This is a genomic window from Staphylococcus hyicus, from assembly GCF_000816085.1.
GTDB lineage: Bacteria > Bacillota > Bacilli > Staphylococcales > Staphylococcaceae > Staphylococcus > Staphylococcus hyicus.
The window spans coordinates 201,719-222,752 of the sequence record NZ_CP008747.1 but is presented as its reverse complement, the minus strand read 5'-3'; the positions used below and the strand labels follow the sequence as shown (position 1 = coordinate 222,752).

The following is a 21,034-nucleotide window of genomic DNA, read 5'->3' as shown; positions in this document are numbered from 1 at the left end:
ACAAAAATTGCCTTCAACGTCTTTTTATAACGTTGAAGGCTTTTTGAATACAATTTATATTAACGAAACTAATACACTATGATTGTCTCATATCATTATTTTATATTTCGTCTCTCGCAAATTTTCTTTGTTCAGCTTGACGCAATTCGATGCGACGAATTTTTCCAGAGTTCGTTTTTGGCAAAGTATCTACAAATTCTATAGCTCGTGGATATTTGTACGGTGCGACACTCTCTTTCACAAACTGTTGCATGTTCAAAATGAGTGTGTCACTGCGTTCATATCCTTCTTGTAGTATGACAAACGCTTTAACGATATTGCCTCTTTCAGCATGAGGGCTTGCGACGACTGCACATTCTTTAACTGCTTCATGATGCGTGAGCGCATCCTCCACTTCAAACGGTCCAATCGTATAACCCGAACTAATAATGATGTCATCTTTACGTCCTTCAAACCAAAAATAACCGTCCTCATCTTTTTGAGCTAAGTCTCCTGTAATATGATACCCTGCTAAACGTGCCTCTTCTGTTCGTTCATGGTCATTGAAATAACCCTTGAACAACGCTGGCAATGATAATGGAACGGCGATGTTGCCTTCTTCGTTGCTACCCAGTTCATTACCTTCATCATCAACAATCGTCACCCCTGTACCTGGAATAGCTTTACCCATTGCACCAGGGCGTTTAGGTGTATCTTCTAAAAAGCCGATAAGCAATGTACTCTCGGTTTGACCATAGCCATCGCGCACCGTCAAATTAAAGTGCGTTTCAAATTTATTTACGACATCTTTATTTAATGGTTCGCCAGCTGAAACTGCACTTTTCAAATGAGATAAATCATACTCTGTTAAATTTTGAAGCTTTGCCATCATACGATATTCTGTCGGGGTACAACATAATACGTTAATTTTAAAATCTTGTAACAACTCAAGATAACGCGAGGCTTTAAACTTACCATTATACACAAAAGCTGTGGCGCCAGATCCCATAATTGAAAGAAATGGACTCCATATCCATTTTTGCCATCCTGGTGCGGCTGTCGCCCATACAAGATCATCTTCTTCAATATTTAACCATTGCTTTGGCGCAAGACGCATATGCGCGTACCCCCAGCCATGTGTATGCATCACTGCTTTAGGGTTACCTGTAGTGCCAGAGGTATAAGATAAAATCGCTAAATCATCACGATGCGTTTCTTGTTTGTCACATTGTGTCGGAAATTGTGATTTCTCCGTAGCAATAGTTGTCCAATCGGCATGGTCACCTGTCACGAGCAATTTAATAAGTGCTTCATACTCCGTCACATTTTCAAATTCTTTAATATAGTCTGGGAGTGTAATTACAGCTTTTACATTGGCATGACGAATACGATATTGCAGATCTTTTGTGCGTAACATTTCTGAACTTGGGATAACGGTTAACCCTAGTTTTAACGCTGCTATGTATACTTCATATGTTTCAACCATTCTCGGTAACATAATGAGCACACGATCCCCTTTTTGCAAACCATGAAACTGCATCACATGTGCTACTTGATTCGCATGATGAATCAATGTCTCATAAGTGACCTTTTGGGGTGGATGAAACCCACTTTCGTAAATAAGTGCCAGTTTATCGGATGTTTGTGCATATTTTTCAATTTCATCAACAATATTATAGTGTTCTGGTGCAACGAGCCCTGATAAATTCATAGTTAAACTTCCTTTCTACTTCCTGAAATTCATGTTATCAGAGGAATTCCAGCAACCCAAATCTTTACACTTATAGGGTAAAAAGAATTGACATCAGGTACTAATTTATGTCCGATTAAGTTGATAGGTCATAACAACTCCAAAAAAGTTATTCGAAAAAGTAGAACATACGTTCGTATTGTGTTAGTATACATTTAGACAGGTCGATGGCATAAGATGAAAACAAAACGGGGTGATGCTTATAGAACATAAAAAGAAAAGGGGTAAATTTTAATGACTGATTATCAAATGTTGATGATTGTCTTCACCGTCATGAGTCTAGTTCTCATGACGCAACAAAAAAAATAACCATTCAACACAACGCTGAATGGTTAAATACATGGGAAGTCATTACTGACCTGTCGGGTTGTATGTGGCAGCATACAACCCTTTTTCGTTTTAAATTCATTGATACTATACCAGTATCTGTCCTATAAGTCAAAATATGTGCGCGTGCTATCATTTAAAATCTGTCATCGTCGCAATCATAACCGTATTGTATAGGTCTTATGTAAAATTCAGTAACTTTGACGTAAGAACGCCCTTTCTATCTCATTGTATCTTTCGCTCCCCAACTATCATGTCCCTTACGCTTCACCTTTCATATCTATAACGCTTTAGATATCGATACAACAGTAAAATCAGTGATCGACTTACATGCATAAACACATATAGCCTAAGTCTATAAAGTTAAAAATAAATGTACCCTATTCATTCAAATGTGATCTTCATTCTACTTAAAGCGATGCCTGGTAAAATAAGCACTTCAGTTGCGCGCCAGTCTAGCCGCGCTCTCCCCTCAGACTCCCCTGTGCACTAACTCGCATCAACTCGCTATGATATTAAATCCAAATTCAATACTTTTAACGTGTACTTAAATCCTCTTAAGAATGATTAAATAAAAACAATTTTCAAAAAATTTATGATACAGTTAACTCATCAAATAACTAGGAGTGATTCAAAATGAGTCTAAATAAAATAATTTTATCTGCAGTAACAACAGGAGTTTTAGCCACTGGTATTTTTGCGGCAGTGCCACATCAGCAAGCGGAGGCATCTGTACTTTCTAAAGGCGGTATTATATTACAGGACGATTCACGTATTTTAGAACATGAAGTTGATTATGTTGGTGTTCTTTTAGACAAAAAAACTGACAAAAAAACAAAAGCTGGCATCAGAGCTTACTTCAAATTATTAGGATACAAATCTGCTAAAGATTTTCTTAAAGCTGCAAAAGCACAAGGATTAGATACATCTAAATACGATTATTTATTAAAAAAATAATCCAACCATAACAATATATGTCTAACTTCAAATCTGCGTCATGACCCTGTCATGGCGCTCTGTTTTGTTTATAAATATCTTTTTCGAAGCCGATGACACCCGATCACATCGGCCATTAGTCTGATTTATTACGAATTCGAAATTAATTGTTGATATATTTTGTATACTTGGTACAATATGGTCTGTAGATAAAAACTCAAAAGATAAAACAGAAAAGGAAGCGAACGAACAATGGCAAAATTATTATTTATTACAGCTCACCCTTTAGATGAGTTGGTCTCTAATTCTATGGCAGCAGGTCAAGCCTTTATTAAATCGTATGAAGCGCATCATCCAGATGATGAAATTGTGCATGTAGACTTATTTAAAGAATATGTACCCTATATTGATGGCGATGTCTTCTCTGCATGGGGTAAGGTACAAAATGGCGACGTTTTAACTGCAGAAGAAGAAACAAAAGTGACACGTTTAAATGAGATATTAGAACAATTTGTGAATGCTGATAAATACGTCTTTGTTACACCAATGTGGAACTTATCATTTCCACCAGTCGTAAAAGCATATATTGATGCTGTGGCTGTTGCTGGCCAAACATTTAAATACACCTCTAATGGACCTGTTGGACTATTAACAAATAAAAAAGCGTTACACATTCAGTCACGTGGTGGTTATTATACAGAAGCACCAGCGAATGCATTGGAACATGGCGACAGCTACATTAAAGCAATGATGGGATTCTTTGGCGTACCATCATATGATACGGTTATTATTGAAGGTCACAATAAAGATCCTGAACGTAGCGAAGAAATTAAAGCAGCTGCCATTTTAAAAGCACAATCATTGGGAGAAACATTCTAAAAACATATCTAAATTTAAGCCCAGCGATGGGTCAAAAAAAGCCTTCAAAACTCAGTTTGTCATGAGTTCTGAAGGCTATCGTTATTTTAGCTGTATACAACGTGACCTATTCAATACTTATACATATGAGCATACGATCATTCATAGTATGGCTTGGCTAAAATTAAAAATGCTTCATCAAGTCGTCACATTGATTTTGTAGCGTCGAAGTGACGATCCACGAAAAATAATAATCTTTATTTCATTTGAACAATTTTGTAATATATTGTTGACGTAATCCAATACATAAATCCATAAATTAGAACAACGATGAATGTCACACTCATATAACTCGTTAAAAATAATGAGACATCACTAATCCCTAAAATACCTAATAACTTATAAATGATTTTACCTGCAAAAAGTGTATGAATGACAGCAACCATAATAGGTAATACAAAGACCCACATAATTTGTCGTTGAATCGTTTGTTTGATTAAGCGATAGTCTAACCCGACTTTTTGCATAATATCAAAATTCCGTTTATCCTCATACCCTTCAGATATTTGTTTGTTGTATAACATTAAAAATGTGCCCGAGAGTAACACGATGGATACGACAATGCCCATAAATATTAGCCCGCCATTCAACTCATACAACGATTTTCTAATTTCGTCTTTACTATTTATAGTAACCTGGTGTTTCTTTTGTAATTGAGGCAAAGCTTTATTCAATGCTTCTTTATTATTTTGAACGTTGAAATCGATGGCAGTATTTCCTAGGCTGCCTTCATTCATGTATTGTTTTATTATCTTTTTGAAAGCGTCATTGTCTTTAACAATAATATATACAGAATCACCTACAATTTGATTCCCTATTTCATGATTGTTACTTTGGATAACATTGTATGATTTGCCTGCAATCTTAACATCTTTTATCCCTTTAAACACCGAAGCATCAGAATCAAATACCACTTCATTATCTTTTAAATTGATATGTGCATGTCGTGCTTTGTTATGATCTTTCTGAGTGACAACTACACCGTATAAGAGGTCATTCATATACAAATCAGTTCCTTTTTTAGGTGGTACTAAAGCGTGATTTTTGATTTGAAATGAAATAAATTCACTCCCATAAATACGGTATCGATCCACTGTCGCAATTTGATCGATGTCTTTTTTAAGCGCTTCGACACGCTCTGATGCCTTTTTAGAAAAGTTATAATTCTCAAATACTGTAATTTTATAGTCCTCTGTGATTGAATTTTCAACTTGGTTTTCTAAACCTCGATATGTTGTTAATGTCATTCCCATCGTCACGATTAAAAACGTACATAACATTGTGATACTAGCTAACCCGACGACATTCACTTTCATCCGTGATAATAAACCCGATATTGAGAAGAAATTTCTAGGTCGATAATAAATTTTAGGAACGCGTTGTAATCCCTGTAAGAATAATAAGCTCAACGACATAAATAACGCATACGTGCCAACCATCACAAAGAAAATCGCTGCAAAGATCGTTTTAAAAGAGCTTGCTACAGTTTGTGTGGATAGCGCCAAGTAGTAACCATATCCTAAACAGAGCGCACCAATGATACATAGCGGAATAAGAATCCATTTACGTGTTCTTTTCTCCCCTGCGTGACTTTCATTCATTAATTTAATCGGACTTCTCGTGCTTGTATGAATAATATTAATGAAAAATAAAACAATAAATAAAACCGTGCCCATCACTAACGTGATGACCATCGCTTTAACACTAAAAGGATAATGCATAATGGATATTGGCGTTTGGCTTACTAATTTGTTTAAAAATAAAAAGAGGAGATTTCCAAATAAATATCCACCTACAATACTTAGTACACTGACGACGATAAACTGCATACATAATTCTATAAATGATATAATGTGTAAATGTTTTTTCTCTAAACCTAACACCATTTGTAACGCGTATTCTTTTCTACGCCGTTTCATTATAAAGCTATTTGCATAGATAATGAAAATGACTGATAAAATCATAATAATCACATTGACGTACATTAACAATCCTGGTAAAAGTCCATGTCGTCGTACAATGTAATCATTAGTAATAATAGACAGTAAAATATATTCTAACCCTATCATGATACTTGCCGTCAAAATAAATGGAATAAACAACGATTTTAATGCAACAAAATTTCGTTTAACAAGTTTTAATAAGAGCTTAAGTGTCATACTAGACACCTCTTCCATTTAATAATGCTAAACTGTCCGAAATACGTTTTTGAAACGCTTGTTGTGATTCATCGCCACGATACAACTCATGATATAAACCGCCATCTTTAATGAATAAAATACGATTCGCAAAAGACGCATCCTGAATGGAATGTGTCACCATTAAAATGGTTTGGTTCCGCTCATTTATGTCTTTAAACATTGTCATAATTTCTTGAGAGGTTTTAGAATCAAGTGCTCCTGTTGGTTCATCCGCAAGCAATAACTGCGGTTCATTAATGAGTGCACGTGCAATCGCTACACGTTGACGTTGACCTCCCGACACTTGGTAAGGATATTTATCAAGTAACCTTTCGATGCCCAGTTGTTGCGTCACTTTTGTCAGGCGCTTTTGCATTGTTTTTACATTAATATTTGAAAGGACTAAAGGCATCAAAATATTATCTTTATTACTCATTGTGTCTAAAACATTGAAATCTTGAAACACAAATCCTAATTCATCTCGACGAAAACGTGAAATTGCTTTATTTCTCAATTGTCCTATATCTTGTTGATTGATTGTAATTGCTCCTTCTGTAGGACGATCAAATGTCGCGATGAGATTGAGTAACGTTGATTTCCCCGAACCCGACTCTCCCATGATTGCAACAAATTCCCCTTCTTGAACGTTGAAGCTCATCTCATTTAATGCCGTAACTTTATTAATCCCTTTACCATATACTTTTTTAAGATGTCTTACATTGAGTAACATCGTGTTGCCCTCCTTATTTTCTTTAAATTCAGTGTAAATGATAAAGAAAACAGCAACATTTATAATTGCTTACAAAAGTTGCTGTAAACCTTACATAATTGTAAGATGAGACGTTTTAGGGAACTGAATCGTAAATTGTGTTAAAACGCCTAATTCTGATTGAACGGTAATCGGATGCTGAAGTTTCTCTGATATTTCTTTCACGATAAACAATCCTATCCCGCTAGATTTGTCATTTAGGCGCCCGTTCGTCCCAGAATATCCTTTTTCAAATATTTTGGGTAAATCTGCTTTACTAATCCCCATACCATTATCTTTAATGGTGAGTTGTTGTTTGTGTGCATCAAACTCAATCCAGATGTCTCCACCTTTCGCATATTTCAGAGCATTGTTTAAAATTTGTTCAATCATAATTTTAGTCCATTGTGCATCTGTAGTGACCGTACAATGTAAATGTTCAGTATGAATGCGTGTGCGATGTTCAATAAAATGTAACGCATAACGTTGAATGAGCGGTTTCACGATGTCATCAAGTGCGACTTTTTGAACAACCATATCGGTTTCATGACTTAATAGTTTTAAATAATTCAACGCCAAATTCGTATAATTCTCAATTTCTGTAATTTCTTGACGCACGCGATTTACCATCCCCGCTTCATTACGCTCTAACAAGAGTTTGGATGCAGTTATGGGTGTTTTAATTTGATGCACCCAAGTTAAAAAGTAATGTTCCAAATCTCGTTGATAGGCACGATGCATCATTTTTACGTGTTGCAATTCAGATGCCAAACGCTCATTAGTTTGTTTTAATGTTTCTTGTTTTTTAAAATAGGTCCACTTCACTATGATATACAAACTAAACACAAAGAGTGATACGGATAACGTTAAAATATAGGCTTCCGTTTCGAAGTCATAGATTAATGATATAAATAAAAACAACATTAACATGAGTACATAAATACAAACATCACTTAAAATATGGTTATAAAAGCGCACAGACATCACCTTCTTTATACTTTGTATCCTACATTCTTTTTCGTTTGTATAAAATCCACTAAACCTAGTTCTTTTAACTTCTTACGTATACGAGACATATTTACTGCTAACGTATTGTCATCAATGAAATTTTCAGATTGCCAACAGTGCTCAATTAATGTATTACGATTCACAAAATGTCCTTCATTTATAAATAATTGTTGTAAAATTTGTAACTCTGTTAGCGTTAGCGACAGCGTTTGATCTTGATATATCAATAAAGCTTTATCAACAATTAACGCACACCCTTTTACGTGTAACTGAGATTGTTCCACTTTAAAGTCATAAGATCGCCTCAATAACGCTTGAATTTTCATAATTGTTAACTTTAAATTAAACGGCTTTTCTATAAAATCATCAGCCCCCATTTGGATGGCCATCATTTGATTCATATTATCCGAAGCCGAACTAATAAATATAATAGGTACTTGAGATTTTTGCCGTATTTCCTGACACCAATGAAAGCCATTAAGATGTGGAAGGTTGATATCTAAAAGAACGAGGTGAGGTTGAAGCGTTTGGAATTTTTCAGCTATATGATAATAATCTTGCACATTTACCGCTTCGTGATTCCATTTTTGAAGTTCTTTGACTAAACTTTCTGCAATTGTAAAATCATCCTCAACAATCATAATCTTCATACGACCACTCTCCTTTTTTTATCATAGTACCATAAGTTGCAATATAGAATTTATTTCTTCACATCTTGTCCAGTAATTTTCTAATCGGGTATACTAGTGGAAAGACATTACTCAAAAAGGATGATTCAATATGATTAAATCGGTTTCATATTTTAATTTTGCTAATGCACTAGAGGCTTTAACATTTTATGAGACAAAATTTGGCGCTGAAATTGTTTCAAAAACAATGGGTGACGATGACATGTTTAAAGATTTACCAAGTGAATACAAAATGCCAGATGACGTCGCAAAACGATTCGTTATGAATGCTGAATTTAAAATTTTAGGGGAAACATTTATGATGAGTTCCACACGTGGAGAACAGCCTATAAGTAATGAAGGTACAAATATCTGTTTTACTTTTGATGGAAACAATGAAAAAGAACTGAACGAAGCAACTGAATTTTTTAAACGTGCCATTGATGCTGGTTGCAACGAAGTAATGTCTTTAGGTGCAACAGAGTGGTCAAAACTTTATGGTATGTTTCAGGATCCGTATGGTGTAACCTGGATGATTAATGCGTGTTAAGTCTTTACCCGTAACTACAGATAACTATCGTAAACTATTTATTATGAGTCGATGTCCTTCATAACTTTGAATTATAACGACGCATCATATGTTCAAAATCATAAAGGACTACGACATAGCTACCCTGTTAATCAAAAACCAATCAAGTTCTCGTACATGAACTTTGTTGGTTTAATTTATATATCAATTTAGTCTTTATAGGGGAAGGATGATGCTTTAAAACATCACTTTGATTGGTTTCTTAGCCGAAACTTCTGAGGCATTAAGCCGAAACCGAAAATCCATTTTGAGATAAGTCACCTAAAAGCAAGGCGTTAGCAACAATTAAAACTGAAATGATTTATGTCTTAGCCCTTCTCATCTATCGCCGCTTTAGTGGTCTTTTTTTCACCATCTTCACTTCTCAAATTACACTGTGTGTTTTCATTACATTTAAATGATGATATATAAGTACGTTTATCTCCTTTATTAAAAAAAACAGCCAGTCATAAACGACTCGCCGTTAAACGTATAAAATTTAAATCAAGCACTCTCTTTGCAACCTGTATCGTGATGAACACGTCGTTTCCACATTAAACATAATGTTTCACGTGACACATGCCGTATCACGCTTAAGTGTCAATCGCATTTCAAACATAGGTTGATTAAACTGAATCGAAGCGTCTCCTTGCTGACGCAACATTAAAGTTTTAACAATATACAATCCGACACCCGTTTGTTGCTGCGTGCGGCTTTCATCAAGTGTATACGAGCGCTCAAACAAATGACTTAATTGCTCTGTCCTCAAGTCTAACATTGTGTCATTTTGAATACATACGATTAAATCATCTTGAAGCTCCTGTATGCTTACATTAACGATATTATTCCCATATCGCAATGAATTTTGAATCACATTATCTAATACTCTAATCATTGATTCATGGTGGATAAAGGCACAGTATGAAGTCGGCATATGAAATGTGACAACCATGCCTTTTTCGTGAAACTGATTGAAGTAGGACATAAATTGTTCTTGGACAAAATCATTAATCACGTATGACTCCAATTCAAGTTCATAATCAAGCGCATTCATATATGTAAGCTCATGAAAAAGGTTAACACTATGAATTAAATGTGCCGCTTTCGCACCAACACACTTTTATAGAAAAATATGCATAAAAAAGGAACCTCCTCATCGAGATTCCTTTCCTATGTTCAATTAATATTTATATGGGTCTTGTTGAATGTCTTTTGAACGCTGTGCTTCTGCATCGGAACGAAAATGTGCATCTTCACGTGATTCAGCGTTATTCATCTCGTACCCTTGTTCAGCTTTATCATTTTCAGTACGTGGTGAGTGCTGTTGCGCTTGACGGTTTACAGGATTGTGGTTCTCAACGTGATGTGATGCATCCGGATTTACGGAGTGGTTCGCATTTGATGTTGTATAAGACGTCATCTGTTGTGAGTTCGTTGGTACTGGTTTTCTAACAAGTAACATAATACCAGCGACTAACCATAGAATACCTGAGATAGAATAAAAAATGCTTATCACACCTGCGATAATAAGTAAAATTCCTGCAAGTTTCACTTTTTTATTCATCATTACACCTGCGATAATCGCAAGTATCAATGTAATAATGCCAAAAATTAATGCAAAATTCACAATGAAATGATACATCATCATGATAAATTGTGCTTCCTCTACTGTAGTTGTGCCATCTTCAAGAAGGGCTGTTTCAATTTCACCGCTGTTCGCCCCTATGATAATCGCAAGAAATGCCCAGAATAAGACTACAATTACTTGAAGACCAACACCAATCCAAGTTAAAAGTTTTTCCGTTGTTCGTTTAATCATTATCGCTATCTCCTTGTTGTTTTCTATAATGTTAAATGAAATTAATACCTAGTTCAATACAAACATGAAAATATTATCTCAATATGAGGTTTTATTTTAAATATCATAATCTAAGACATATGATTTTTTAGATTGTTGTCGTTGTGCCACAAACACTAAAATAATGGCAGCTAATGTTAACAACGCACCAAGATTCATGATAAAGCTTTGAACAATGAATGTCAGGATAATAAAAACCTTCCATTTTTTAGACCCTACTTTCTGAAAAACCGTTACAATTCCAAGTGTTAAAGCAGCAAAATATTGAAAAATGCTCAGAAGATAATGTATATAAATAAAGCTTTCTGAGTTACTATCGATGGCCATCTTAATCCATATTGTCCACACTGATCCATGAAGTAAACTATCAAAACTTGATAAATGGGCACTAATAATCGGTTGTTCAATTAAAATCATATATGTCGATAACACACTTAAAATAGGAGCGCTTCCTACCAATATGACACTAACAATCATTAAACGCTGTCCCCATAACGCGACATTAAATTGATTTTGATAGTTTGCAGCAATCAAAAACCACAAAATCCCCCCTAAAGGATTGGTGATGAAACTCACTAATCCTAAGCCACATACATGGTGCGCTTTAACAGCCCCCTTTTTTAAATAAATATAATAAATAAAACATCCGAAAGCAAAAATCACACTATTGATGATGAGACCTAAGCTATACAGTGACATTGATGCATACAAATACATCACTTGATCTAAAGAACTCAAGGCTTTCATTTCGCTAGAATAAATCATCTCATAATCAATACGCTTCAAATTAAATAAATTAATAAGTACTATGATCAATTGTAATATGAGGGTCAACCCCATCATGATTGTCGTTAAATCTTTCTTTTTCAATCTCAACACGCCTCTGTATCTGTATTTTCAATGTATTCAAATTCTATTTATAATGCTTGCGACTTTCTGATAACCTCTAAATGAGGCTTTTCTCTTTCTTTCTAATACTGTATGTATCCAATAAACATGCTTATGCGCAAAAAAGCGTCGCTAAAGCACAAAATCATGCACGTTTATTTAAAATTCTATAGCTCATTTAAAGACTGGAAACATCTTTTCTACTTGCAAATTATTTTTTAAATGGTCATCACAAAACCTAATAATCTTCCGACAAAAGCCAACAACTTATAATATTCTCATCACCGCACCAAGTTTCCATCCCAATGTAGCCATTAAAATTAATAAACGCCCATAAATAAATACTTTGATTGACTTTATAAATGATGTGGGGACACCTACTGTAAAATAAACAACTGCACCTTATATTGTATACCTTATTTTAAAATGGGTATGAATACGATGATACATGCCCTACAAAGTAAAGTATGGCCAAAATAGGACATATGATGGTTGGATGTTTTTATCAAATGTATCATTACATAACTAAAAAGTGATGTGATAGTTCATCTAAAGAACATATACATCCTAATAATGAGGCGATTCACTTATAATTTTGGCGTTTTTAAATTAACTCTCATTTTGCTTTTCTTTATCCTCACGCGTCTCCTTAGTCATTTTAATACATTTTCCTCGCTTAATTTTGTCAAATATCCGACAAATTCATGTATTTTACTCTGAATTTATTACTTTTTCGTAATCGCCATTATGAATTATTGATTCTGCATTATATTTTCTTTACAACACACATCATAAAACGTATAGCTACGAGTTTAAACAGTGACGCAACGCAGAATATCAATTTACTCACAATGCATAAAAATACAATCGTGTTACTTCATTTTGTACTAAATCACTATACAAACGTACACATCGCACTATAGGAGGACAACATTTCCTCTTGTATTGCTTCACACATCCGCTAATAGTCTCTCCCATACATGAGGTAATGTCGCGTATCCTTCTCTATACACATCATATTGAAGCCACTAAAAAAGTAATGCTCTTAGTAAATATAGATGGGAAACTTTATCACATCGTCACCTTAATGGTCATTTAATACAAGAATAACATTTCTATAAGAAGACACAATATGATTTTTTGATTTAATATTAAATATTTTTATTAGCGTTTTCATCATGCAAACGCCATTCATAATAAATCGCAATACATTGTATAATTTTATATCTTGAAAACTTTTATAAAAAAGCAAAACACTGTATACATTTCATTTTAAACGTACGCATTCGTCATTTTTGCACAAAAACAATCACATTGTGAACGATATGAATTCCGTTAATTTGTAAGCGTTTACACACCTGTGAGTAGAAGGATATTTCGATTTATTATGTTAAAAACAAAAATCGCCCATCATTAAATACATTATATTTATATATTGTCTCAAGTGATTTCACCATTACATCCAAAAATATTTTTGCGAATTGTTGTTATTTTCAGAAAATGGTTATAAAATACTCACATACCTCAAAGTGACGCATACTTTGACTTCTTTTTTACTTTAGCAATACAAAGGGGCGCAATCGTACACAAAGGGGAAATACTTCACTTTAAAGTGATGGGAGAGAACAATATGACAAATGAATTAAAAAGAGAATTGAGCAATCGTCACATTCAATTAATTGCCATTGGTGGTGCCATCGGGACAGGGCTATTTTTTGGTTCTGGTAATACCATTTCCAAAGCTGGTCCTTCGATATTATTTACCTATATCATTGTAGGCTTTTTTCTATTTATGTTTATGCGTGCAATGGGAGAGATTTTGTTAGCAAAAACAAAGTTCAAATCGTTTCCAGAAATTGCCCATGAATATTTAGGACCATTTGCAGGATTTATCGTCGGTTGGTCTTATTGGATGTCTTGGGTTATTACTGTCATGGCAGACGTTACAGCCATCTCACAGTACATTAAATACTTTAATGAGAATATTCCAACGTGGTTAACTTGTTTTGCGATTATTCTATTGTTACTTACTTTGAATTTAACAAGTACAAAATTATTTGGGGAATTAGAGTTTTGGTTTGCAATTATTAAAGTGGTGACGATTATTGCTTTAATCGTTGTCGGAGCTGTAATGGTATTTTTAGCGTTTAAATCACCATCTGGTACCGCAAGCGTATCGAACTTATGGAGTCATGAAGGCATGTTTCCGTTCGGTTTAGCCGGCTTTTTAACATCGTTCCAAATGGCCGTATTTGCGTTTACGGGCATCGAATTTATAGGGATTACTGCTGGAGAAACTAAAAATCCCGAAAAAACGTTACCGCGTGCCATTAATAGTGTACCGTTACGTATAATTATTTTTTACGTCGGAGCACTTGCAGTAATAATGATGATTGTACCTTGGAATCACATTAATCCAGCGAACAGCCCATTTGTCGGTTTATTCGCATTAGCAGGTATCCCTTTTGCAGCCGGATTTATCAACTTTGTTGTATTAACAGCTGCAGCATCATCGGCAAATAGTGGAATCTTTGCAAATAGTCGTGTATTGTTTTCACTTGGTGATAAAAAACAAGCACCTGAAGCAATGCACCGTCTTTCAAGTCGTGGTGTTCCCCGTAATGCTTTACTGGTAACATGTGGCTTAATTTCAATCACAGTCATTCTCAACTTAATCATTCCAAATGCGGAGACTGTATTTGTATATATTACTTCCGTAGCGACTTCCATCACCGTTGTCGTTTGGGCTTTGATTGTCGTTGCATATATTAGTTATTACCGTAAGGATCATGCATTGCATAAAGCAAGTACCTTCAAATTACCAGGCGGGGTCTTTACCGCTTATGCCGTACTCGCATTTTTCGCCTTTATTTTGGTGCTATTATTGATAGAACCTGATACACGCGTTGGCTTTATTTTATCTCCAATTTGGTACGGTGCCCTCACATTTATTTATTGGCGTCACCGCACAACCATAAAAAAACATGCCGATATTGCGAAACATGCATAAGATTTAACGTAAGTGTTTTATAAATAAAAGCCTTCGAAATCGTCACAGATTTGGAAGGCTTTTGATTTAATGAGGCGTCACAATTTTTAAATCATCCTTTATATTCCTATGGTTTAACTCAAATTAAAGCTAGATTTAAGTTTGATTTAATGGTTTTATCCCCCGCCTCACCATACAATATAACTACAATGCGATACCGACGTGATACCCGTAGATGGCAACCAAGATCTCTCACCATTATCACGTTGGATTGCATTTTTTTATTCTATAAAAGAAAGAGATGACGCATTATGGTTTTAACATTGTTAGCCGCTTTTTTCGTTATTCGTTTGTACAGTTTATACATATCTATTAACAACGCTAAAGCACTCATTGCTGAAGGTGCAAAAGAATATGGTCAAGCAAACTCAAAAGGTTTAGCTGCGACACATATTCTTATTTATGTTGGAGCCGCTTTAGAGGCATGGATACAACACACAACTATAGGTACAATCAACGTGTTTGGACTCATCTTACTTGTGTTGAGTTACTTCGTGTTATTTCATGTCATTCGTACATTAGGACGCATTTGGACATTAAAAATATTTATCTTACCACACCACCCTATCGTGAAATCAGGACTTTATAAAATAACTAAGCATCCGAACTATTTCTTAAATATTATTCCCGAATTAATCGGTGTATTATTACTCACAAGTGCAACATATACATGGTTTTTACTTTTACCTTACGCATACTTTTTAATAAAGCGTATCAAACAAGAAGAAAAATTAATGGAATCCTTCAATTAATAGCGTATAATACCGTATTTATCCCTAACTTTTCTAAGGTTATGCCATACAATTTAAAATTTCTTTATCTGTGCAATTCCATAATAAAAGTAAATGTAATATAATTAGAGCATATCGTTTAAATATAAGCTTATGCTAATGGTTATAACTAAATTTGAAAGGTGATAAATATGTCTAATCAGTCAGAACCTAGAAACATCATTGTTGTTGGTGCTGGTGTACTGAGTACTACGTTTAGTTCAATGATTAAAGAACTTGAACCAAACTGGAACATCAAGTTATATGAACGCTTAGATCGTCCAGGCCTTGAAAGTTCTAATGAACGTCACAACGCTGGTACAGGTCATGCTGCACTATGTGAGTTGAACTATACGGTATTACAACCAGATGGTTCAATCGACATCGAGAAAGCGAAACACATTAACGAGGAGTTTGAAATTTCAAAACAATTCTGGGGCTTCCTAGTAAAAAATAAAAACATTTCAAACCCACGTGAATTTATCAATCCATTACCTCATATTAGTTTCGTACGTGGTGTAAATAATCGTAAGTTCTTGAAAGATCGTTACGAAGCAATGAAACAATCACCGATGTTCGACAACATCGAATATACAGAAGATATCGAAGTAATGCGTAAATGGATGCCATTAATGATGAAAGGCCGCGATGCGAGCGACATTATGGCTGCAAGTAAAATCGATGAAGGTACAGATGTTAACTTCGGTGAATTAACACGCAAAATGACTTCTAATATTGAAGCTCATGACAATGCTGAAGTGAAATACAACCACGAAGTAATCGACTTTATGCAACGTGAAGATAAAAAATGGGAAGTTAAAATCCGTAACCGTAATAGCGGCAAAGTCTTCACTGAAATTGCACACCACGTCTTTATTGGCGCTGGCGGTGGCGCAATTCCATTACTTCAAAAAACTGGTATTCCTGAAAGTAAAAACTTAGGTGGATTCCCGATTACAGGTCAATTCTTAACATGTACAAACCCAGAAGTTGTTGAAGAACACGGTGTTAAAGTATATGGTAAAGAGCCACCTGGTACACCACCAATGACAGTACCTCACTTAGACACACGTTATATTAATGGTGAGAAAACATTATTATTCGGTCCATTCGCAAGTGTAGGTCCTAAATTCTTGAAAAATGGTTCTAACTTAGACTTATTCCGTTCAGTTAAGCCATACAACATCATGACTTTACTTGCATCAGCAGCGAAAAACTTACCTTTAATCAAGTACTCATTCGACCAAATTTTAATGACAAAAGAAGGTTGTATGAACCATTTACGTACATTCTACCCAGAAGCACGTGATGAAGATTGGGAATTATACACTGCTGGTAAACGTGTTCAAGTTATTAAAGATACTGAAGAATACGGTAAAGGTTTCATCCAATTCGGTACTGAAGTGGTTAACTCACAAGACCATACAGTTATCGCATTATTAGGTGAATCACCAGGAGCGTCTACTTCTGTATCTGTTGCATTAGAAGTACTTGAAAAGAACTTCCCAGAATTAACTTCTGAATGGACGCCAAAAATTCAAAAAATGATTCCATCATATGGTAAATCATTAATTGAAGACGAGGCGTTAATGCGTAAAACACGTAAACAAACATCTAAAGATCTTGAATTAAACTATTACGAATAAAAAGGAGTCGTTGCGGCATGAAAGCACTCGTTACATTAACAGTCGTAGTTGGCGTCCTTGGCGGCGCATTTGCTGCTTTAAAACGTTATCAACAACACGTTAACAAAGCACCAAATATCGAATACTAAAGCCCAAAAAGCACGTATCATCAATTGTGATGATACGTGTTTTTTCTATATATAATATGTTTTTAAGCTTTAGTTGCTCTAACTTTCCACATATGTCAAAGTAACCGAAATGGTGACGCATCCTTATGTCATGAGGTGTTTTCATATACACCATCTCCCAATATTGTGAACACCTTCTAGTCATAACTCTCTTTGAAATCATTGTAATTTGTGCATTTGGTAAACCTTGCCCGAGCTACGCTGAGCTATCGTGTCCATAGCGTTTGCAAAATAGCATATAGACCCCCTTTCACATAACGTAAACGATGATATGTTTACGACCTTTATTCTCGAATTATAACGTCACTTTCTTTTGTCACAACTTCGTAAAAATCCTTAATTATAACGCCTTTAACATAGATTTTTGACATTTTTACACTAAAAATGAATACTATTATTTTTGCTTTAATTTGAAGAACTTGTTAATAATATTTATTGGATAGTTGATGTATAAAGCGGTCAGCGGACTAATTTAGGAGGTGCTAAAAATGAAACGCGAAGAAAGACAAAAATTTATCGAGATCATTGTTCAACATAACTGTATTACATCAAAGCAAGATGTGATCGATATTATAGAAGCTCGATTTGGCATTCATTTTAGCCTAACGACCATTGCAAATGATTTTTTACAGTTAAATATACATAAAGTCCCTTCCCAACATCATCGATCACGCTATCAATTGATCTCCAATGATAAACCAAAATATCTGGAAATGCTAAAAAAGCTATACACTGATGACATCCAACGTATTACTGTCATAAACCATTGTATTTTAATTCAATCCTCTCCAGGATTTGGTCAAACGATAAATTTTTATATTGATGCATTAAACCTACCTGACATTATCGGCACGGTTAGTGGGAATGATACAACAATGATTATGACCCGTTCGACAGAGGTTGCACGTTGCGTCGTAACGACGCTCTTCCCTGCGCATCAACTTTAGCATGTTTATGCATTAGAATGTATCAACGACAAATTGACACTTGATGTATACACAAATATTCATTCATTATCCAATTCGTACCGCAATAAAACACGTATGACATGTAAAAAAATAAATTTTTGTGCATAGACCTATCTTTAAAACAAGAAATATTCCTCTTTATATTTGTGAAATAAATCACGATGTTAACGTTTTCAAACCTTTATAGTGAAGACATCACCACATAAAGGAGGAAAATCGACATGAAACGTACGATTAAAGTGAACAGTGAAATTGGTCGTTTAAAAACCGTTTTACTTAAACGCCCTGGTAAAGAACTTGAAAATCTCGTTCCAGATTATTTAGATGGCTTGCTTTTTGATGACATTCCTTATTTAAAAGTCGCACAACGTGAACATGATTATTTTGCAGAAGTTTTACGAAATGAAGGTGTAGAAGTGCTATACCTTGAAAAACTGACGGCAGAAAGTTTAACTGAACCTCAAGTTCGTGCACAATTTATCGATGAAATTTTAGCAGAATCTCGTAAAACAGTTCTTGGGCATGAAGCAGAAATTAAAGCCCTCTTTTCAAAACTCGATAATCAAAGTTTAGTCGACAAAATTATGGCTGGGGTTCGAAAAGAAGAAATTAATTTAAAAACGACACATCTCGTTGAATATATGGATGATAAATACCCATTCTATCTTGATCCAATGCCAAACCTTTATTTCACACGCGACCCTCAAGCGTCGGTTGGAAATGGCGTTACAATTAACCGCATGTATTGGCGCGCACGTCGCCGTGAATCAATATTCATGCAATATATCTTGAACCATCACCCCGACTTTAAAGAGAGTGACATTCCTGTTTGGGTTGATCGTGATAGTCCATTCAACATTGAAGGTGGCGATGAGCTTGTCTTATCTAAAGAGGTACTTGCTATTGGTATTTCAGAACGAACATCAGCACAAGCAATCGAACGCTTAGCGCGTAGCATTTTCAGCAACCCTGCATCGACGTTCAAAAAAATCATTGCGATTGAAATTCCGACAAGTCGTACATTTATGCATTTAGATACGGTATTTACGATGATTGATTACGATAAATTTACAATGCATGCTGCCATACTTAAATCTGAAGGTCATATGAATATCTTTACGATTGAGCCATGTAACGGTGATGACAACATTAAAATCACCCATTCTAACCAACTAAAACAAACTTTAGAAGATGCGTTAAACATCGATAATATTGAATTCATTCCTACAGGTAATGGCGATACAATCGATGGTCCACGTGAACAATGGAATGATGGGTCGAATACACTTTGTATCCGTCCTGGCGTTGTTGTGACATATGACAGAAACTATGTCTCTAACACCTTACTACGTGAAAAAGGCTTGAAAGTCATTGAAATTCCTGGTGGTGAACTTGTACGCGGTCGTGGAGGCCCACGTTGTATGAGTCAACCTTTATATCGTGAAGACATTTAAAGACATTGAGGAGGAAAAAAAGAATGATGGAATTACACAAACCAGTCGCTTTAAAAGGACGTTCATTATTAAAAGAAAACGATTTTACGAAAGCAGAATTTGAAGCATTAATTGATTTTGCGATTACATTAAAATCTTACAAACAAGATGGTATCCAACATCGTTATTTAGATGGTAAAAATATTGCATTACTTTTTGAAAAAACGTCAACACGTACGCGTGCTGCTTTCACAGTTGCATCAATTGATCTCGGCGCACATCCGGAATTTTTAGGAAAAAATGATATTCAACTGGGTAAAAAAGAATCGGTTGAAGACACTGCGAAAGTACTCGGTCGTATGTTCGATGGGATTGAGTTCCGAGGATTTTCTCAAGACGTGGTCGAAGCACTAGCCGAACATTCCGGCGTCCCTGTATGGAACGGTTTAACAGACATTTGGCATCCGACTCAAATGCTCGCAGATTACATGACAGTTAAAGAAAATTTTGGGCATTTAGAAGGTATCACGCTTACTTATATTGGTGATGGCCGTAACAACATGGCACACTCACTGATGGTTGCAGGCGCGATGCTCGGCGTAAATGTGCGCATTTGTACACCAAAGGCCCTCTTCCCGAACGAAACTTACGTCAACATGGCTAAAAAACGAGGCGATATCGATGGTGGTTCTGTTGTCGTTACAGATAATATTGAAGAAGCCGTTAAAGGTGCGCACGTGATTTACACAGACGTATGGGTCTCCATGGGTGAAGAAAGTGAATTCGAAACACGTATCAATTTATTAAAAGATTATCAAGTTAATTCGTCTTTAATGCAAAAAACAGGTCGCGATGACACCATTTTCTTGCACTGTCTACCGGCGTTCCATGATACAAATACAATGTATGGTAAAGATATCGAAGAAAAATACGGCATTCGTGAAATGGAAGTAACTGATGACGTATTTAGAAGTCCTCAATCAAAAGTGTTTGACCAAGCAGAAAACCGTATGCATACGATCAAATCTGTGATGGCGTCAACACTCGCATAACTAAAGTGATGGGCTAGACGTAACAACAATTTTATATGTATGAATCACGCACTAGCCCTTCCCTTTTCATGATAAGGAGATGAAACACGTGGAAAATGAACACCAACAAAAATTAAATAAA

Annotated in this window: 18 protein-coding genes; 10 read left to right on the top strand and 8 right to left on the bottom strand. The window is 35.2% G+C overall.

The window, feature by feature from the left end; translation table 11 throughout:
- Nucleotides 1-100: 100 nt before the first annotated feature.
- The gene (gene mbcS, locus SHYC_RS00925) at nucleotides 101-1,690 is read right to left on the bottom strand and encodes an acyl-CoA synthetase MbcS (protein ID WP_039643672.1); all 1,590 of its coding nucleotides are present in this window, start codon (nucleotides 1,688-1,690) and stop codon (nucleotides 101-103) included.
- A 1,002-nt stretch (nucleotides 1,691-2,692) separates the two neighbouring features.
- On the opposite strand from mbcS, the gene spn reads away from it, so the two are divergent.
- The gene (gene spn / locus SHYC_RS00920) at nucleotides 2,693-3,013 is read left to right on the top strand and encodes an SPIN family peroxidase inhibitor (RefSeq protein WP_039643670.1); all 321 of its coding nucleotides are present in this window, start codon (nucleotides 2,693-2,695) and stop codon (nucleotides 3,011-3,013) included.
- Between the two features lie 231 nt (nucleotides 3,014-3,244).
- Nucleotides 3,245-3,871, top strand: a complete 627-nt coding sequence (locus SHYC_RS00915) for an FMN-dependent NADH-azoreductase (protein WP_039643669.1) — start codon at nucleotides 3,245-3,247, stop codon at nucleotides 3,869-3,871.
- Nucleotides 3,872-4,107: 236 nt separating this feature from the next.
- Here SHYC_RS00915 and SHYC_RS00910 read toward each other — a convergent pair whose 3' ends face one another.
- The 4 genes from SHYC_RS00910 to SHYC_RS00895 form a co-directional block, all read right to left on the bottom strand.
- Nucleotides 4,108-6,069, bottom strand: a complete 1,962-nt coding sequence (locus tag SHYC_RS00910) for an ABC transporter permease (RefSeq protein ID WP_039643667.1) — start codon at nucleotides 6,067-6,069, stop codon at nucleotides 4,108-4,110.
- 1 nt (nucleotide 6,070) lies between these two features.
- The gene (locus tag SHYC_RS00905; RefSeq protein ID WP_039643665.1) at nucleotides 6,071-6,820 is read right to left on the bottom strand and encodes an ABC transporter ATP-binding protein; all 750 of its coding nucleotides are present in this window, start codon (nucleotides 6,818-6,820) and stop codon (nucleotides 6,071-6,073) included.
- A 90-nt stretch (nucleotides 6,821-6,910) separates the two neighbouring features.
- Nucleotides 6,911-7,822: a sensor histidine kinase gene (locus tag SHYC_RS00900; RefSeq protein WP_039643664.1), complete on the bottom strand. Its 912-nt coding sequence runs from the start codon at nucleotides 7,820-7,822 to the stop codon at nucleotides 6,911-6,913.
- 8 nt (nucleotides 7,823-7,830) lie between these two features.
- A complete protein-coding gene (locus tag SHYC_RS00895; protein WP_039643662.1) occupies nucleotides 7,831-8,496 on the bottom strand; it encodes a response regulator transcription factor in 666 nt (221 codons plus the stop codon).
- Between the two features lie 130 nt (nucleotides 8,497-8,626).
- Between SHYC_RS00895 and SHYC_RS00890 the strand changes: the two genes are divergently transcribed.
- A complete protein-coding gene (locus SHYC_RS00890; protein WP_231912790.1) occupies nucleotides 8,627-9,064 on the top strand; it encodes a VOC family protein in 438 nt (145 codons plus the stop codon).
- Nucleotides 9,065-9,650: 586 nt separating this feature from the next.
- Here the strand turns inward: SHYC_RS00890 and SHYC_RS00885 are convergent.
- The 3 genes from SHYC_RS00885 to SHYC_RS00875 all read right to left on the bottom strand — a co-directional run bounded on the left by SHYC_RS00885 (nucleotide 9,651) and on the right by SHYC_RS00875 (nucleotide 11,810).
- Nucleotides 9,651-10,136 carry a sensor histidine kinase gene (locus tag SHYC_RS00885; RefSeq protein WP_052257768.1) on the bottom strand — a complete coding sequence of 162 codons (486 nt, stop codon included), beginning with the start codon at nucleotides 10,134-10,136 and terminating at the stop codon, nucleotides 9,651-9,653.
- Between the two features lie 126 nt (nucleotides 10,137-10,262).
- Complete coding sequence (locus SHYC_RS11790; protein WP_052257767.1) at nucleotides 10,263-10,901, bottom strand: DUF4064 domain-containing protein; 639 nt, start codon at nucleotides 10,899-10,901, stop codon at nucleotides 10,263-10,265.
- A 96-nt stretch (nucleotides 10,902-10,997) separates the two neighbouring features.
- The gene (locus SHYC_RS00875) at nucleotides 10,998-11,810 is read right to left on the bottom strand and encodes a hypothetical protein (protein WP_039643660.1); all 813 of its coding nucleotides are present in this window, start codon (nucleotides 11,808-11,810) and stop codon (nucleotides 10,998-11,000) included.
- Between the two features lie 1,648 nt (nucleotides 11,811-13,458).
- Between SHYC_RS00875 and SHYC_RS00870 the strand changes: the two genes are divergently transcribed.
- From SHYC_RS00870 to argF, 7 genes are all read left to right on the top strand, one after another.
- A complete protein-coding gene (locus tag SHYC_RS00870) occupies nucleotides 13,459-14,838 on the top strand; it encodes an amino acid permease (protein WP_039643658.1) in 1,380 nt (459 codons plus the stop codon).
- Nucleotides 14,839-15,128: 290 nt separating this feature from the next.
- On the top strand, nucleotides 15,129-15,629 hold the full coding sequence (locus SHYC_RS00865) for an isoprenylcysteine carboxyl methyltransferase family protein (RefSeq protein ID WP_039643656.1): 501 nt from the start codon (nucleotides 15,129-15,131) through the stop codon (nucleotides 15,627-15,629).
- A gap of 170 nt (nucleotides 15,630-15,799) precedes the next feature.
- A complete protein-coding gene (gene lqo / locus SHYC_RS00860; protein ID WP_039643654.1) occupies nucleotides 15,800-17,293 on the top strand; it encodes an L-lactate dehydrogenase (quinone) in 1,494 nt (497 codons plus the stop codon).
- 17 nt (nucleotides 17,294-17,310) lie between these two features.
- Nucleotides 17,311-17,421: an SE2200 family small protein gene (locus SHYC_RS11970; protein WP_081858189.1), complete on the top strand. Its 111-nt coding sequence runs from the start codon at nucleotides 17,311-17,313 to the stop codon at nucleotides 17,419-17,421.
- Between the two features lie 527 nt (nucleotides 17,422-17,948).
- Complete coding sequence (locus tag SHYC_RS00855; RefSeq protein WP_039643652.1) at nucleotides 17,949-18,407, top strand: arginine repressor; 459 nt, start codon at nucleotides 17,949-17,951, stop codon at nucleotides 18,405-18,407.
- Between the two features lie 242 nt (nucleotides 18,408-18,649).
- Nucleotides 18,650-19,882 (top strand): arginine deiminase, encoded by a 1,233-nt coding sequence (gene arcA / locus SHYC_RS00850; RefSeq protein ID WP_039643650.1) that lies wholly within the window; start codon nucleotides 18,650-18,652, stop codon nucleotides 19,880-19,882.
- Between the two features lie 23 nt (nucleotides 19,883-19,905).
- Entirely contained in the window at nucleotides 19,906-20,913 is a 1,008-nt protein-coding gene (argF, locus tag SHYC_RS00845; protein WP_039643648.1) for an ornithine carbamoyltransferase, read from the top strand.
- Nucleotides 20,914-21,034 lie beyond the last annotated feature (121 nt).